At 73.5% G+C, this 15,927-nt stretch carries 12 protein-coding genes; 6 read left to right on the top strand and 6 right to left on the bottom strand.

What is annotated here, in order from left to right:
- Positions 1 to 6 precede the first annotated feature (6 nt).
- From O3T09_RS06950 to dtd, 3 genes are all read left to right on the top strand, one after another.
- Complete coding sequence (locus tag O3T09_RS06950) at positions 7 to 597, top strand: DUF1697 domain-containing protein (protein WP_020621558.1); 591 nt, start codon at positions 7 to 9, stop codon at positions 595 to 597.
- A 139-nt stretch (positions 598 to 736) separates the two neighbouring features.
- The gene (locus O3T09_RS06945; protein WP_020621557.1) at positions 737 to 2,476 is read left to right on the top strand and encodes a choice-of-anchor I family protein; all 1,740 of its coding nucleotides are present in this window, start codon (positions 737 to 739) and stop codon (positions 2,474 to 2,476) included.
- A 44-nt stretch (positions 2,477 to 2,520) separates the two neighbouring features.
- On the top strand, positions 2,521 to 2,973 hold the full coding sequence (gene dtd, locus O3T09_RS06940; RefSeq protein ID WP_036313682.1) for a D-aminoacyl-tRNA deacylase: 453 nt from the start codon (positions 2,521 to 2,523) through the stop codon (positions 2,971 to 2,973).
- A gap of 23 nt (positions 2,974 to 2,996) precedes the next feature.
- Here dtd and aspS read toward each other — a convergent pair whose 3' ends face one another.
- On the bottom strand, positions 2,997 to 4,811 hold the full coding sequence (gene aspS / locus O3T09_RS06935) for an aspartate--tRNA ligase (protein ID WP_136939975.1): 1,815 nt from the start codon (positions 4,809 to 4,811) through the stop codon (positions 2,997 to 2,999).
- Positions 4,812 to 4,956: 145 nt separating this feature from the next.
- Here aspS and O3T09_RS06930 point away from each other — a divergent pair, with 145 nt between their 5' ends.
- Positions 4,957 to 6,258, top strand: a complete 1,302-nt coding sequence (locus O3T09_RS06930) for an APC family permease (protein ID WP_136939974.1) — start codon at positions 4,957 to 4,959, stop codon at positions 6,256 to 6,258.
- 60 nt (positions 6,259 to 6,318) lie between these two features.
- On the opposite strand, the gene hisS is transcribed toward O3T09_RS06930, so the two are convergent.
- Positions 6,319 to 7,695, bottom strand: coding sequence for a histidine--tRNA ligase (hisS, locus tag O3T09_RS06925; RefSeq protein WP_036313678.1), 1,377 nt, complete (start codon positions 7,693 to 7,695; stop codon positions 6,319 to 6,321).
- Positions 7,696 to 7,869: 174 nt separating this feature from the next.
- Between hisS and O3T09_RS06920 the strand changes: the two genes are divergently transcribed.
- Positions 7,870 to 9,408, top strand: a complete 1,539-nt coding sequence (locus tag O3T09_RS06920) for a DUF349 domain-containing protein (protein WP_036380974.1) — start codon at positions 7,870 to 7,872, stop codon at positions 9,406 to 9,408.
- 85 nt (positions 9,409 to 9,493) lie between these two features.
- On the top strand, positions 9,494 to 10,111 hold the full coding sequence (locus O3T09_RS06915; RefSeq protein ID WP_036380977.1) for a hypothetical protein: 618 nt from the start codon (positions 9,494 to 9,496) through the stop codon (positions 10,109 to 10,111).
- A gap of 11 nt (positions 10,112 to 10,122) precedes the next feature.
- Here the strand turns inward: O3T09_RS06915 and O3T09_RS06910 are convergent, their stop codons facing one another.
- The 4 genes from O3T09_RS06910 to yajC form a co-directional block, all read right to left on the bottom strand.
- A complete protein-coding gene (locus O3T09_RS06910) occupies positions 10,123 to 12,402 on the bottom strand; it encodes a RelA/SpoT family protein (RefSeq protein WP_136939972.1) in 2,280 nt (759 codons plus the stop codon).
- Positions 12,403 to 12,538: 136 nt separating this feature from the next.
- On the bottom strand, positions 12,539 to 13,579 hold the full coding sequence (secF, locus tag O3T09_RS06905; protein ID WP_036317952.1) for a protein translocase subunit SecF: 1,041 nt from the start codon (positions 13,577 to 13,579) through the stop codon (positions 12,539 to 12,541).
- Entirely contained in the window at positions 13,576 to 15,381 is a 1,806-nt protein-coding gene (gene secD, locus O3T09_RS06900; RefSeq protein WP_230297435.1) for a protein translocase subunit SecD, read from the bottom strand. The genes secF and secD overlap by 4 nt, the downstream gene beginning before the upstream one ends.
- Positions 15,382 to 15,451: 70 nt before the next feature.
- On the bottom strand, positions 15,452 to 15,889 hold the full coding sequence (yajC, locus tag O3T09_RS06895) for a preprotein translocase subunit YajC (RefSeq protein WP_049147635.1): 438 nt from the start codon (positions 15,887 to 15,889) through the stop codon (positions 15,452 to 15,454).
- Between the last annotated feature and the right edge of the window lie 38 nt (positions 15,890 to 15,927).

The raw sequence follows: 15,927 nt of genomic DNA, 5'->3' as shown, positions 1-15,927 counted from the left end.
GGCCGCATGAGCCCCGCCGCCCCGCGCGCCGACCACACCCATGTCCTGCTGCTGCGCGGGATCAACGTGGGCCGGAGCAACCGTGTCGGGAAGGACACGCTGATCCGCTGGGCCCGGGCCGCCGGCGGGGAGGCGGTCACGACCCACCTGGCCAGCGGCAACGTCCTGTTCCGGGCGTCCTCCGACGCGGCCGCCGAGGGCGTGCGGCAGGGGTTCGCGCGGCGGGCGCGTGAGGAGGGCGGCCTCGACGTCCCCGTGGTCCTCGTGGACGTGGGCACGCTCCGGCGCGCCCTGGAGCTGCACGACGCGCTCCCCTGGGCCGGCGGCGAGCCGAAACGCACCCAGCTCACCGTGCTCGAGGACGACCCCGCACCCGAGGCGGCCGCCGCCCTGGCCGCGCTCGACCACGGGGATGGCCGACCCGCGGGGCCGGATCGCACGGCCCTGGAGGGACGGCTGCTGTGGATGCGCTGCGCCGCGGGGGTCGCCGACTCCCCGCTCACCCCGGCTCGCCTCGACCGGGCGCTCGGGGTGCGCGGCACGGCCCGGAACCTCACGACGGTGCGGGTGCTCGCGGGGCTGCCGAGCGAGGACTGACCTCGGCGGACGGCACGCGGGGCGTCCGGGGCGTCGACACCCGCGGGACACCGCGCGCTGGCCGGGACGTCACGGTCCGTTCACATCCGTGCGATGGGGTGACCCCGTCCTCCGCCTCCCTGCCCTGACTGGAGCATCCATGCCTCGCCTCGCACGCCTCGCCACGGCCGTCACCGCCGCGGCCCTGTCCACGGCCTTCCTCGCCCCGGCCTCCCTCAGCGCGCCCGCCCCGCACTCGGCCACGGCCCAGCGCGCCGCCATCGCCGCCAACCCGTCCGGCAAGAGCATCGAGCTCACCCGCGCCGGCACCCACGAGACCGGCGTGTTCGGCGAGTCCGCCGCCGAGATCCCGGCCTTCGACGCGGTCTCCGGCCGCCTGTTCGTGGTGAACGCGCAGCGCGGCGCCGTCGACGTCATGCGCCTGGGCGCCGACGCCGCCCCCGTGGCCGAGCGGACCCTCTCCGCCGAGGGCCTGCGCACCGCGGACGGCTCCGTCACGGACAAGGGCGCCACGGTGAACTCCGTGGCCGTCTCCGGCGGCGTGATGGCCGTCGCCGTGGAGGCCGCCGAGAAGACCGACCACGGCTGGGTCGTGTTCTTCGACACCACCACCCTGCGCTACCTCGGCGGCGTGCGGGTGGGCGCCCTGCCGGACTCGCTGGCCTTCTCCCCGAACGGGGCGTACGTGGTGGTCGCCAACGAGGGCGAACCGGCCGACGACTTCTCCGTCGACCCGGAGGGCACGATCTCCGTGGTCTCCGTGCCGAAGAACGCCCAGCAGTTCTCCCGCCTGACCCAAGACGCGGTGCGCACCGTGGACTTCCGCGCCTACGACGCCGGCACCGCCCTGCCCGCCGGCGTGCGCGTCTCCGGCCCCGATGTGGCCGTGCCCGCCGGTCACGAGCCCGCCGGTCGGGTGGCCCGCAACCTCGAGCCGGAGTACGTCACCATCGACCCGCCCGGACGCACCGCCTACGTGTCCGTGCAGGAGGCCAACGCCGTCGCCGTCGTGGACCTGAAGTCCGCCACGCTGGAGGACCTCTGGGCGCTGACGCCCACCGACTGGTCCACCGAGGGCATGCTGGACGCCTCGGACAAGGACGGCGGCATCGAGCTGGGCCACTGGCCGGTCGACGGCCTGCCCATGCCCGACGGCATCGACACGTACCGCTGGCGCGGTCAGAACCTGGTCGTCACCGCCAACGAGGGTGACGGGCGGGAGTGGGGCGACTTCAACGACTCCGAGCGCGTCAGCGACCTGGACCTGTGCGCCGCCGAGTTCCCGGGGGCCAAGGCCCTGCAGAAGAAGGATGCCCTGGGCCGCCTGAAGGTGCTCACCGACCTCGGCTACGACTCTGAGCGCGAGTGCCACTCCTCCCTGACCACACTGGGCGGCCGGTCCTTCTCCATCTACACCGCGGACGGCACCCGCCTGTTCGACTCCGCCGGCATGATCGAAGAGCAGATCGCCCGGCTCGTGGCCGCCGGCGAGCTGCCGGAGCACGCGTTCAACGCGAACAACGACGAGACCCCGTCCGGGGACTCCCGTTCGGATGACAAGGGCCCCGAGCCCGAGTCCGTGGTGGTGGGCACGATCCAGGGCCGCACCTACGCGTTCGTGGGCCTCGAGCGCATCGGCGGCGTGATGGTCTTCGACATCACCGACCCGCGGAACGCCACCTACGTGGACTACGTCAACGACCGTGACTGGGATGCCGCGGGCGACGACGCCGCGGCCGGCCTGGGTGACATGGGCGCCGAGGGCCTGACCTTCGTGCCGGCCGACGAGTCCCCCTCCGGCACCGCCCTGCTGATCGTCGCCAACGAGGTCTCCGGCTCGACCACCGTGTACGAGGTGGATCCGACCCGTCGTCAGTGATCCGCTGACGCGGACCGGTTCCGGGCGCGTTGCAGAATGGCTGCATGAGAGCCGTTCTGCAACGCGCCCGTTCCGCTTCCGTCGTCGTGGATGGCGAGGTGGTCGGCTCCTTCGAGGGCGAGGGGCTGGTGATCCTGCTCGGAGTGTCAGTCACGGACACGGAGGCCGAGGCCGTCCAGGTGGCCCGCAAGGTGGCCGGGCTCCGCATGCTCGACGGCGAGCGGTCCCTCACCGACGCCGGTGCCCCGGCGCTCGTCGTCAGCCAGTTCACGCTGTACGGCGACGTGCGGAAGGGCCGGCGGCCGTCCTGGACGCGCGCGGCGAAGGGCAACCAGGCCGAGCCGCTCTACGAGCGGTTCACGGCCGAGCTCGAGGCCGCCGGCGTGCGCGTGGAGCGCGGGGTGTTCGGCGCGAAGATGGACGTCTCCCTCACCAACTCCGGGCCGTTCACGCTGATCGTGGACTCGGACGAGCTGGCCGGTCCGCGGCGCGGCTGAGGCGGGCCCGCCGCGGACCCGGATCAGGCCTCCGGCTCGGCCTCGGCCTGCTTCGGCTCCGGCTGCGCGTCGACGCCGGCCTCCTTGCGCTGCTGGGCGGTGATGGGCGCCGGTGCGGCCGTCAGCGGGTCGAAGCCGCCGCCGGTCTTCGGGAACGCGATGACCTCGCGGATCGAGTCGGTGCCGGCCAGCAGGGCGACCACGCGGTCCCAGCCGAACGCGATGCCGCCGTGCGGCGGGGCGCCGTACTTGAAGCCCTCGAGCAGGAAGCCGAACTTCTCGTTCGCCTCCTCCGGGGACAAGCCCATGACCTCGAACACGCGCTCCTGCACGTCCCGACGGTGGATGCGGATGGAACCGCCGCCGATCTCGTTGCCGTTGCACACGATGTCGTACGCATACGCCAGGGCCGCGCCCGGGTCGGTGTCGAAGGTGTCCGCGAACTCCGGCTTGGGCGAGGTGAACGCGTGGTGCACGGCGGTCCAGGCGCCCGCACCCACGGCGACGTCGCCCGAGGCCACGGCGTCGGCCGCCGGCTCGAACATCGGCGCGTCCACGACCCACACGAACGCCCAGTCGGCGTCCTTCGCGGCCACGCCGTCACCGGCATCGGTGAACAGCCCGCAGCGACGGCCGATCTCCACGCGGGCCGCACCCAGCAGCGCGCGGGACTCCTTCGGCTTCCCGGCGGCGAAGAACACGCAGTCGCCCGGGTTCGCGCCCACGGCGGCGGCCAGCCCGGCCTTCTCCTCCTCGGAGATGTTCTTGGACACCGGGCCGGTCAGTTCGCCGTCCTCCTGGATGAGCACGTAGGCCAGGCCCTTGGCGCCGCGCTGCTTGGCCCACTCCTGCCACGCGTCGAGGGTGCGGCGGGCCTGGGAGGCGCCGCCCGGCATCACGACGGCGCCCACGTACTCGTTCTGGAACACGCGGAACGGGGTGTCCTTGAAGTATTCGGTCAGGTCCGTCAGCTCGAGGCCGAAGCGCAGGTCCGGCTTGTCCGAGCCGTACTTCTCCATCGCCTCGGCGTAGGTCATGCGGCGGATCGGCGTCGGGACGTCCACACCGACGAGGGCCCACAGGGCCTTGACGATCTTCTCGCCGAGGGCGATCACGTCGTCCTGCTCCACGAAGGAGGCCTCGATGTCCAGCTGGGTGAACTCGGGCTGGCGGTCCGCGCGGAAGTCCTCGTCGCGGTAGCAGCGGGCGATCTGGTAGTACTTCTCGATCCCGCCCACCTGCAGCAGCTGCTTGAACAGCTGCGGTGACTGCGGCAGGGCGTACCAGGAGCCGGGAGCCAGGCGGGCCGGGACGAGGAAGTCGCGGGCGCCCTCCGGCGTCGAGCGCGTGAGTGTCGGGGTCTCGACCTCCACGAAGCCCTCGCCGTGCAGCAGCTCGCGCGCCGTCCGGTTGACCTCGGAGCGCAGGCGCATGATGCGCGAGGGCTGCGGGCGGCGCAGGTCCAGGTAGCGGTGGCGCAGCCGGGCCTCCTCGCCGACCTCCACGTGCTCGTCCACCTGGAACGGCAGCGCGGCGGCGGTGTTGAGCACCGTCACGGTCTCCGCGATCAGCTCGATCTCACCGGAGGGCAGGTTCGGGTTCTCATTGCCCTCGGGGCGGCGCTCGACCGTGCCGGTGACCTGCAGGACCCACTCGTTGCGCAGCGGGTCGAAGTCCGCCTCGTCCCGCACCACGACCTGGGCGAAGCCCGAGGCGTCGCGCAGGTCCACGAAGGCCACGCCGCCGTGGTCTCGCCGCCGCGCCACCCAGCCGGTGACGGTGACGGTCTGGCCGATGAGCGAGGCGTTGAGCTCGCCGAGGGAGTGGGTGCGCAGCACGAGGATCCTCTCCGTCCGGTCGCCGGACGATGTGCGGGGTTCATGTGATGGTCGACGCCGTGTGATACGCCTGCGGGGCGGGCGCGCGCCGTTCCCGTCAGTCTAGTGCCCCGTCCACACTGCCCCAGCCCAGGAGGACCCCGTCATGACCGCCGCCCTGCAGCGCCGCCTGACCCTGCTCCACGCCGTCGCGATCGGCCTCGGCTCGATGATCGGCGCGGGCGTGTTCACCGCGATCGGCCTGGCGGCCGCGCTCACCGGCGGCCACCCCGGCCTGCTGTACGGGGCCCTGGCGGTCGCGGCCGTCGCGGCCCTGTGCAACGCCCTGTCCACGGCGCAGCTGGCCACCGTCCACCCCGAGTCCGGCGGCGCCTACGTCTACGGCCGGCGGCAGCTGCACCCGTGGGCCGGCTTCGTCGCCGGCTGGGGCTTCGTCACGGGCAAGACCGCGTCGGTGGCCGCGATGGCGGCCACCCTCGGCCTGTACCTCTTCCCCGACGACGCCGCCGCGGCCCGGTGGACGGGCGTGGCCGCCGTCGTCGTGCTCACCGGGGTGGCGATGGCGGGCGTGACGCGGACCGCGCAGGCGACGTTGGCGATCCTCGTGCCCGTGCTCGCCGTGCTCGTGTTGGCCATCGGCGCAGGCCTGGCGCGCGAGGCCCCCGGGGGCTCGGCCGCGGCGCTCGGCGTCGACTCCCCCGTGCAGGGCGTGCTCATGGGCGCGGGCGTCCTGTTCTTCGCGTTCGCCGGCTACGCGCGCGTGGCCACCATGGGTGAGGAGGTCATCGACCCCGCACGCACGATCCCGCGCGCCATCCTGATCGCCCTCGCCGTGACCGTGGCGCTGTACTTGCTGCTCGCCACGGCGCTGATCTCGGGCCTCGGGACCTCCGGGCTGGCCCGGTCCCCGGCGCCCGTGCGCGACCTGCTCGAGACCGCCCTGGGCTCCGGCTGGGGCTGGGTGGCGGTGGCCGGCGCCGCCCTCGCCGCGGCCGGGGCCATGCTCAACCTGCTGACGGGCATCTCCCGCACCGCCCTGGCCATGGCCCGCGAGTCCGACCTGCCCCGCCCCCTGGCACGGGTCCATGCGGGGACCGGCACGCCGTGGACGGCTCAGCTGACGTTGGCCGCGGCCGTGATCCTGCTCCTGCTCACCACGGACATCCTCACCGTGGTGGGCTTCAGCTCGTTCGGCGTGCTCGTCTACTACGCGGTGGCGAACCTGTCCGCCCTGACCCTGCGCGGGGACGACGACGGCCGCCGCCCGGCCCGGCCGCGCCCGCTGCGCCCGCTGCGCGTGCCCCGCGCCGTCAACGTCCTGGGCCTGGCCCTGTGCCTGCTGCTCGCCCTCAGCCTGCCGCCGATGTCCGTGGCCGCGATGGCGGGCGTGTTCCTGATCGGGGTGGGCGGGCGCGCGTTCGTGCGGGCCGGGCGCCGGGGCCGGTGACCCGACGCGCAGACACCCACCGCCGCCGCACACCGGGGCCGGCATAGCGGCCGCGTCCGCTCAGTCCTGCGCGCGGGCGACCTGCGGCAGCAGGTCCTCGGCCGGCGGGGTCCAGTCGGCCGGGTCCGCGGCGTGCTGCTCGCCGGAGCGGATGTCCTTCACCTCGTGGACCCGCGCGCCGGCGTCGTCCCGACCCATGAACCAGACGAACGGGATGCCGCGGCGGTCCGCATACTTGATCTGCTTGCCGAACTTCTCCGCGGACACCGCGACCTCCGCGGGGATGCCGCGCTCCCGCAGCAGGGCCGCGACGTCCTGGGCCTCGGACCAGTCCTCGTCCGCCGTCAGCGCCACGTACACCGCGGTCGGCACGGAGCGGGAGGCCACGGCCATCTGCTGGGACAGCATGCGCATCACCAGCCGCGTCACGCCGATGGACAGTCCGACACCGGGGAACACGCGGTTCCCCTTGGACGCGAGCGCGTCGTAGCGGCCGCCCGAGCAGATCGAGCCGAGCTGCTCGTGGCCCACCAGGACGGTCTCGTAGACGGTGCCCGTGTAGTAGTCCAGGCCGCGCGCGATGGACAGGTCCGCCACGGCGCGCCCGGGGGCGCGGCGGTGCAGGGTGGCGACGACGTCGGCCAGCTCGGTCAGCCCCTCCTCGAGCAGCTCGTGGGTCACCCCCAGGGCGCGGACCCGCTCGACGAACGAGGTGTCCGACGTGCGGATGTCCGCCAGGGCCAGCGCCTGCGCAGCCTGCTCGGGGCTCGCGCCGACCTCCTCCTGGAGCAGCCGCGCGACCTCCTCCGGGCCGACCTTCTCCAGCTTGTCGATGCTGCGCAGCACGCCGGCGGTGTCCTCCAGGCCGATGCCCCGGTAGAAGCCCTCGGCGAGCTTGCGGTTGTTCACGCGGATGAGGAAGTCGCCGATCGGCAGGGCGCCGAGCGCCTCGGCCATCACCAGTGCGACGTCGGCGTCGTACCGGGGCGAGAGGGCGCCGTCGCCGACGACGTCGATGTCCGCCTGGGTGAACTCGCGGGCGCGGCCCTCCTGAGGGCGCTCCCCGCGCCAGACCTTCTGCATCTGGTAGCGACGGAAGGGGAAGGCGAGGTGGCCGGCGTTCTCCACGACGTAGCGGGCGAACGGCACGGTGAGGTCGAAGTGCAGGGCCAGGCGCTTGGGGTCGGCCGGGTCCTTGGGATCGCGCAGGCCCGCGGCGACCTCCTCGTCCTCGGCCAGGCGCGAGACCGCGTAGACCTCCTTGTCCACCTCGCCCTTGCGCAGCAGCTGGCCCAGGGTCTCCACGGCACGGGTCTCGATGCCGGCGAACCCGTGCAGCTCGAAGGTCCGCCGCAGCGTGTCGAGCACGTGCTGCTCCACGAGCCGCTCGGCGGGCAGCCACTCGTGGAAACCGGACAGGGAGGCCTTGCGGGACATGGCGATCCTTCGAGACGACGACGGCGGGGACGCGCGACGGTCCCCCGCCGGCGCACCGGCCCATTCTAGGCGCGGGCGCTGTCCGGCCCGGTACGCTGGCCCTGTTCGTGTCCATCCCGACCGGCCGCATCCCTCGACGACTGCGTGCCGGCGCAGTCAGGGAGAGTTCCAGCGGTGACCAATCACATGCAGCCCGACGACCAGCAGTCCCCCGCCACCGAGTCCACCCCCGCGTCGGCCGAGGCCGCCGATACGACCGTGCCCGCCGAGGCCCGGCCCGTCCCCGAGATCGTCCCCGACGCCCCGGCGCACGGTGATTCCTCCCAGCCCGCCGAGACGCCCGCCGTGCCCTCCCCGGCCGCGATGAAGAAGGCCAGCCCGGCCGCCGTGCGCCCCGCGACGCCCGCCGCCGCGTCCGTCGCCCCGGCCCCCGTCGTGGCCCCGACCGTGCCGCCCACCCCGGTGGAGGAGGCCGCCAGGTTCGCCCGGGTGAGCGAGGACGGCCACGTCACGCTGCTGGACGGGCAGGAGGAGCACGCGGTCGGCCAGGTGCCGGACGCGAGCACCGAGGACGCGCTGGCGTACTTCGTGCGCAAGTACGACGACGTGCGCGCCCAGATGGCCCTGTTCGAGCAGCGCATCGCCGCCGGCGCCCCCTCGGGTGAGCTGGGCCGCGCGCTGGGTCAGATGACGACCGCGGTGAACGAGCGCCACATGGTCGGCGACATGGACGCCCTCCGCACCCGCCTGGCGGCCCTGGAGACCCTCCTGGGCGACTACCGCGCCGCGGAACAGGAGGCCCGGCAGGCCGCCCAGGCCGAGCAGCTGGCCACCCGCGAGGCCATCGTCGCCGAGGCCGAGACCTTCGCCCAGACCCCGGCCGAGCGGATGCCCTGGAAGACCGCGTCCAAGCGCATGACGGAGCTGTTCGAGCAGTGGAAGGCCGCCCAGAAGGCCGGTCCGCGTCTGGCCAAGTCGGTCGAGGACGACCTGTGGAAGCGCTTCCGCGGCGCCCGCACCACGTTCGACAAGACCCGCCGCGCCCACTTCTCCCGGCTGGACGCCGCCTCGGCCGAGGCCAAGCAGGTCAAGGAGCGCCTCATCGCCCGCGCCGAGGAGCTGTCCACGTCCACCGACTGGGGCGTGACCGCCGGCAAGTACCGCGACCTGATGGACGAGTGGAAGCGCGCCCCCCGGGCCTCCCGCAAGGAGGACGACGCCCTCTGGGCCCGCTTCCGCGCCGCCCAGGACGTCTTCTTCGCCGCCCGCAAGGCCGCGAACCAGGAGATCGACCGCGAGTACGGGGCCAACCTGAAGGTGAAGGAGCAGATCCTCGCCGACGGCCAGAAGCTGCTCCCCTTCACGGACGTCAAGGCCGGACGGCGCGCGCTCAACGAGCTGCGCGGGCGGTGGGAGGATGCCGGCCGCGTGCCCCGCGGGGACGTCCGCCGGATGGAGGAGGGCTTCCGCAAGCTCGAGGACGCCCTCAAGCAGGCGGAGAACGAGCACTGGCGCCGCACCGACCCGGAGACCAAGGCCCGCACGAACTCCGCCCTCACGCAGCTCGAGGAGACCATCGCGGGGCTCGAGGCGGATCTCGCCCGGGCCCAGGCCCGGGGCGACCAGCGCGCCGTCAAGAAGGCCCAGGAGGCGCTCGACGCGCGCCTGCAGTGGAAGCAGGCCCTCGAGGCCTCGGCCTCCGAGCTCCGCTGAGCCCCACCCGTCTCGAGCACGCCCCCGCGGCCCGCCTGTCCACAGGCGGCCGCGGGGGCGTCCCCGTCTCTGGCAGGATCCGGGCATGACGACCGTGACGATCGAGGAGACCGCCCCGACCGGGGCACTCGTGCTGGCGGGCGACCCCTTCACGGAGCCGGAGCTGCAGGCGCTCGGCGCGCGGGGCGCCGTGCGGCCGCTGCTGCCCGGGGTGTGGGCGCGGCCGGACGCCGCGGACGATCCCGCGGTCCGGGCCGCTGCCCTGTGGACCCTCGGCGGCCCGCTCCTGGCCGCCGGCTGGACCGCGATCGGCCCGTCGGCGGCCTGGATCCTGGCCGGCGGCGCGGCGCCCGGGCGGCTGCACGCGGCCGTGCCGCACTTCCACCGGCGCCCCGCCGGCGGGGGCCTGCTGCCCTGGACGCTCACGCAGTCGGACGTCGCGGCCGATGCCACGGGCGTCGCCCCCGCCGAGCACGACGTGCTCCGCTTCGGCCCCGTGCGGGTCACGACGCCCGCCCGGACAGTCGAAGACCTGCTGCTCAGCGCCGACCCGGATGCGGCGCGGCGCGCGGCCGCCGTGATCGGCGCCCACGGCGCCGCCGGGCTGCGGGAGCGGCTGGCCCGCCGGACCCGCCGTGCCGGCGTCGTGGCGGCCCGGCGCCGGCTGGGCGCGCTGCTGGCGGCGCTGGACGTCCCCGACTGAGGCCGGGAGGCTCAGGTGCGGTGCACGTCGAAGACGCCGTCGATGCGGCGCACCGCGTCGATCACGTGGCCGAGGAACCGGGGGTCGCCCATCTCGAAGACGAACCGGCTCATCGCCACGCGGTCGCGGGTGGTGTTCACGGAGGCCGAGAGGATGTTCACGTGGTTCTCGGAGAGGACCCGGGTGACGTCGGAGAGCAGCGACTTGCGGTCCAGCGCCTCGATCTGGATCTCCACCAGGTAGACGGTGTCCCGCGACGGCGCCCAGCTGACCGGGGTGCGGCGCTCCGGCTCCTGCGCGAGCAGGGTCGCCAGGTTGGGACAGTCGACCCGGTGCACGGAGACCCCGGAGCCGCGGGTGACGAACCCGTCGATGGCGTCCGGCGGCACCGGGTTGCAGCACCGTGCCAGCTTGGCCATGACGCCGCCGTCGCCGTCCACGAGCACGCCGGCGTCGTTGGTGGCCCGCGCGGGGGCGCGCCGCGACTGGGCCGGGACCAGCTCCTGCAGGTCCACCTCGCCGACGGTCAGCTCGCCCTCCGGCTCGGCCTGCGTCGGCGTCGGCGGAGCGAGGCGCTCCGCGACGCGTTCCTGCACGGACTGGGCGGACACGTGGCCGTCGCCGAGGGCCACGAACAGCCCGTCGAGGTCCGCGTAGCCGAGATCCGTGGCCACCTGCACCAGCTCCTCGCCGCCGAGCACCTGCTGCACGGCCATGCCGGCCTTGCGCAGCTGACGGGTCAGCGACTCGCGTCCCCGGTCGGCCTGCTCGTCGCGGCGCTGCGTGGCGAAGTGGTGACGGATCTTGGACCGGGCCCGCGGCGAGACCACGAAGCCCAGCCAATCCCGGCTCGGCCCCGCGTCCTCGGCGCGCGAGGTGAAGACCTCCACGGTGTCGCCGTGGCTGAGCGGCGTGGACAGCGGGACGAGCTTGTCGTTGACCCGGGCGCCGATGGTGCGGTGGCCGACGTCGGTGTGGATGGCGTAGGCGAAGTCCACGGGCGTGGAGCCGGCCGGCAGGGTGCGGATCTCCCCCTTCGGCGTGAAGACGTACACCTCGTCCGCCCCGATCTGGGTGCGCAGCGAGGCGAGGAACTCGTCCGGGTCCCGGGTGTCCGCCTGCCAGTCCATCACCGAGCGCAGCCAGGCCGGCGTGGCCTGCACCGGCGCCTGGCCGGCGACCTGGGCCTTGTACCGCCAGTGCGCGGCGACGCCGTACTCGGCCTGGCGGTGCATCTCCTGCGTGCGGATCTGGATCTCCACCGGCTTGCCGCCCGGCACCATCACCGTGGTGTGCAGGGAGCGGTACATGTTGAGCTTCGGGACCGCGATGTAGTCCTTGAACCGGCCCGGGACCGGGTTCCAGCGCGCGTGGATGACGCCGAGCACGGCGTAGCAGTCACGCACGGAGTCCACGAGCACCCGGATGCCCGTGAGGTCGTGGATGTCGTCGAAGTCCTTCCCGCGCGTCACCATCTTCTGGTAGATCGAGTAGTAGTGCTTCGGCCGTCCGGTGACGGTCGCCCGGATCCGGTGCTCGCGCAGGTGCTCCTCGATCACGGTGCGCAGCGCCGCGATGTGCTTCTCCCGCTCCGGGTTGCGCTCCCCCACGAGGCGCACGATCTCCGCGTACATCTTGGGCTTGAGGGCGGCGAAGGAGAGGTCCTCGAGCTCCCACTTGACGGTGTTCATGCCGAGCCGGTGGGCCAGCGGGGCGTAGATGTCCAAGGTCTCCTGGGCCTTGCGGGCGCTGGACTCCGGGGAGACGTACCGCCACGTCCGCGCGTTGTGCAGCCGGTCGGCGAGCTTGATGAGCAGGACGTTCACGTCCTGGGCCATCGCGATGACCATCTTGCGCACGGTCTCGGCCTGCGCCGCGGCGCCGTAGGTCACCTTGTCCAGCTTGGTCACGCCGTCCACGAGGAGGGCGACGTCGGAGCCGAAGTCGGCGCGCAGGCGCTCCAGGGAGTAGTCCGTGTCCTCGACGGTGTCGTGCAGCAGGGCCGCCAGGAGGGTCGGGCCGGTCACGCCGATCTCGGCGAGGATCGTGGCGACCGCGACGGGGTGGGTGATGTACGGGTCCCCGGAGCGCCGCATCTGCCCCTCGTGTGCCGCGCGGGCGACCTCGAAGGCGCGGACGATGTCGGCCAGCTCGGTCTTGGTGGCTCGCTGCCGCACCGTGCGCATCAGCGGCTCGAGCAGGGGCGAGTACTCGGTGGCGTGCCGGCCGGTCAGGCGTGCGATCCGGCCGCGGGGCCGGACCGGGACGGGAGTGGGGTCCTGCTCGCTCATGGGCCACGCCTCCTGACTCGTGCGGCCCCGACCGCTCCGGCCGGGATGATCGGCGAGTCTACCCGCGCCCGTCCCGCCCCGCCCCAGAAAGACCGCCGGGCCCGGTGGCAGGTGCACCGGGGCCGCAGCGGCTCCGTCAGAGTCGCGCGCCGTCGTCCCAGGGGGCGACGTCGGGATCGGTGACCGCCTCTGAGGCACGCTCCCGGGCGGCGCGGGCCGCGGCCCGGGCGTCGTGGTCGCGCACGTCCGGGTCGTTGCGGCGCAGCAGGGCGTACAGCGGCGCCTGGAGGAACAGGGTGGACAGGGTGCCCACGATGATGCCCACGAACAGCGCGAGCGCGATGTCCCGCAGCGTGCCGGCACCGAGCAGCCCCGCGCCGATGAACAGGATCGAGCCGACCGGCAGGATGCCGACGACGGAGGTCGTGATGGACCGGACGAGCGTCTGGTTCACCGCGAGGTTCACGTTCTCGACGAAGGAGCGCTCCGGGTCCTCCTCGGCCCCGATCGTGTTCTCGCGGATCTTGTCGAAGACCACCACGGTGTCGTAGAGCGCGTACGACAGGATCGTGAGGAAGCCGATGATGGCCGACGGCGTGATCTCGAAGCCGGTGGCGCCGTAGATGCCGGCGGTCAGCGCGACCACGTAGAGCATGCCGAGCACGGCGGCCAGGGACATCTTCCAGGTGCGGAAGTACACGGCCATGAACAGGGTCACGAGCACCACGAAGATCACCAGGCCGATCAGGGCCTGCTGCGACACCGCGGCGCCCCAGGTCGGCCCCACGAAGGTCGAGGTCACCTGGTCCTGGCCGACGCCGTAGGCCTCCTGCAGGTTCGCGGCCACGGCTCGGGTCTGGGCGTCGTCGAGCTGCTCGGTCTGGACGCGCACGGTGCCCGGGGCGACGTTCGTGACGGTGGCGTGGCCGTCGGCCAGCACGTCGGTCACGGCGCGCTCGCCCGCGGCCACGTCGGTGGAGGCCGTCTGCGAGACGGTGAACTCGGAGCCGCCCCGGAACTCGATGCCGAGGTTGAAGCCACCGCGGAGGGCGGTCAGGCCGCCGGCGAGGACGAGCAGCAGGGCGGCGAGGGCGAACCACCGCCGCCAGCGCTGGATGAACGGGTAGGAGATGCGGCCCGAGTAGAGGGCGTTGCCCCAGTCGGCGAAGCGGTTCACTGGTCCTCCTCCTGGCGGCGGCGCTCGGCGCGGCGTCGCTCGGCGATCGTCATGGGCGGCGCGGTGCGCGAGCGGCGGCCGCCCCGGGCGGACGAGCCCGCGCGGGGGGCGCCCGTCGCGGCGAGCGGGCGCGGGGCGTCGGCGGCCGGCTCGTCGGAGGCCTCCGCCGGGAGCCCGGTGCGGGGGGCAGTGGCGGGCTCGCGGAAGCGCCCGGCGCCCTGGTACAGGGACGGCCCGCCCAACAGCGACGGGTCCAGTCCGGACATCGGGTGTCCCTCGCCCACGAAGCGGGTCTGGGCCAACAGCACCATGAGCGGGTGGGTGAACATGAACACCACGATCAGGTCGGCGATCGCGGTGAGGCCGAGGGTGAACGCGAAGCCGCGCACGTTGCCGACGGCCACGAAGTACAGCACGACGGCGGCCAGCAGGTTCACGGCCTTGGACGCGGTGATCGTCCGCCGGGCGCGCTTCCAGCCCTCGTGCACGGCGACGGGCACGGTGTGGCCCGCGCGCAGCTCGTCCTTGATGCGTTCGAAGTAGACGATGAACGAGTCCGCCGTCAGACCGATCGCCACGATGAGCCCGGCGATGCCCGCGAGGGACAGGCGGTAGTTGTCCGTCCAGCCCAGGATCGCGATGGTCAGCCACGTCAGCACGCCCGCCACGATGATCGAGGCGAAGGTCAGCAGGCCCAGGGCCCGATACTGGAAGAACTGGTACACGGCCACGAGGCCGAGGCCGATCAGGCCGGCGATCAGGCCCCAGAAGAGCTGGTCCCGGCCGAGCGTGGCGGAGATCTGCTGCTCGGACTCGATCGAGAAGGAGATCGGCAGGGAGCCGTAGTTGAGCTGCTCGGCCAACTGCGCCGTCGTCTGCTCGTTCAGGGTGGGGCCGCTGATCTGCGCGCTGCCGTTGGTGATGACCACGTTGGACTGCGGCGCGGAGATCACGTCCCCGTCCAGCAGGATCGCGAACTGCTTGCGCGGGTCGCCCTCGGGGTACGGGGTGAGCTTCTGGGTGACCTCCGTGAAGGCCTTGGTGCCCTCCTCGTCGAACTCGATGTTGACGACCCACTGGTTGGTGGAGACGCCGCTCTGGGCCTGGGCCATGCCGTTGGACGCGCCCTTGATCTGGGTGCCCGGGATGACCACGGGGCCCAGGATGTACTTCTGGGCGGACGTGACGGCGCCGTCGGCGAGCTCCTCGGAGGGCTGGCAGGCGACGATCGCCCGGTCGGACGGCGGCGGGGGCGCGGCCGGGTCCCGCGGGGCGGTGCAGTCCGTGGCCTGGAACTCGGCCAGCAGGGCCGGGGTGACCCAGTTCGGGTCGTAGGCGTCGGCCGGCTCGCCGTCGGGCTTCGGCAGCTGGTCTTCGGGCAGGCGCTGGTCCTCGGGCGTGGCCTCCCCCGAGCCGGACTGCAGCACGGGGCGGAACTGCATGTCCGCGGACGCCTGGATCAGCCGGCGGGTCTCCTCGTCCGGGACCCCGGGCAGGGAGACGACCACGTTCTGGGAGCCCTGCGTGGCGACCTCCGCCTCGGCCACGCCGGAGCCGTCCACACGCTGGCGGATGATCTCCACGGCCTGGTCCAGCTGCTCGGGGGTGACGGACTCGCCCGTCGAGGTCTCGGGGGCCAGCACCATCTGCGTGCCGCCCTCGAGGTCGAGGGCGAGCTTGGGAGCCCAGGAGGCCGCGCCGGAGGCCACGCCCCCGCCGAGGATCGCGGCCAGGACCACGAGGAGGGCGGCCAGCCAGGTCAGGGTGCGCCCGGCGGAGCCGGAGGGTGTTCTCTTCGCCATTGCTCAGGTGCTTCCGTCACATCCGAGCGGCCCCGCCAGGCGGGGCCGCGTGTGCAGGGGTGGGTGGGCCTCAGGCCAGGTCGTCGCGGCGCGGACGCGGGTCGGCGTCGTCGGCGCGGTACTCGGTGCCGGGGGCGTCATCCCGACGCGACGGGTCCGTGGTGGGCGCGGCGGCCGCGGCGGCCGTCTCGGGCTCCACGACGGTGGTGATGCCCTGCAGGTGCACGTCCATGCGCGTGCCCGGGGCGGTCTCCAGCGTCACCCGCTGGGCCTCGGCGTCCACGGCCACGACGGTGCCGAAGATGCCGGCGCCGGTCATGACCTCGACGCCCGGGGCGAGGGTGCTGCGCATCTGCGCCTGCTGCTGCTGCATCTTCTTGCCCTTGCGGAAGGAGAGGAAGAGCATCACCGCGAGCAGGGCGAAGGCGAAGAGCATGAGCAAGCTGCCACCGCCTCCCTGGGCCTGCTGGGCGATCACGGGCAGGGTCGCGGCGGTGGCGACGGGCATGGGGGACTCCTGATGCTCGGGGTGGGCGGGCCTGTCCA

The sequence above is a fragment of the Micrococcus sp. H39-S4 genome (genome assembly GCF_027158145.1).
Taxonomy (GTDB): Bacteria; Actinomycetota; Actinomycetes; order Actinomycetales; family Micrococcaceae; genus Micrococcus; species Micrococcus luteus.
The sequence above is the reverse complement of the archived record's forward strand: the minus strand, read 5'-3'. Positions and strand labels throughout refer to the sequence as shown.

Bases quoted from the DNA above. Each gene is read 5' to 3' on its own strand.
- O3T09_RS06945 (WP_020621557.1), top strand. From the start codon at position 737: ATGCCTCGCCTCGCACGCCTCGCCACGGCCGTCACCGCCGCGGCCCTG.
- O3T09_RS06930 (WP_136939974.1), top strand. From the start codon at position 4,957: ATGACCGCCGCCCTGCAGCGCCGCCTGACCCTGCTCCACGCCGTCGCG.
- O3T09_RS06950 (WP_020621558.1), top strand. From the start codon at position 7: ATGAGCCCCGCCGCCCCGCGCGCCGACCACACCCATGTCCTGCTGCTG.
- dtd (WP_036313682.1), top strand. From the start codon at position 2,521: ATGAGAGCCGTTCTGCAACGCGCCCGTTCCGCTTCCGTCGTCGTGGAT.
- O3T09_RS06910 (WP_136939972.1), bottom strand. From the start codon at position 12,402: ATGAGCGAGCAGGACCCCACTCCCGTCCCGGTCCGGCCCCGCGGCCGG.
- hisS (WP_036313678.1), bottom strand. From the start codon at position 7,695: ATGTCCCGCAAGGCCTCCCTGTCCGGTTTCCACGAGTGGCTGCCCGCC.
- secD (WP_230297435.1), bottom strand. From the start codon at position 15,381: ATGGCGAAGAGAACACCCTCCGGCTCCGCCGGGCGCACCCTGACCTGG.
- O3T09_RS06915 (WP_036380977.1), top strand. From the start codon at position 9,494: ATGACGACCGTGACGATCGAGGAGACCGCCCCGACCGGGGCACTCGTG.
- yajC (WP_049147635.1), bottom strand. From the start codon at position 15,889: ATGCCCGTCGCCACCGCCGCGACCCTGCCCGTGATCGCCCAGCAGGCC.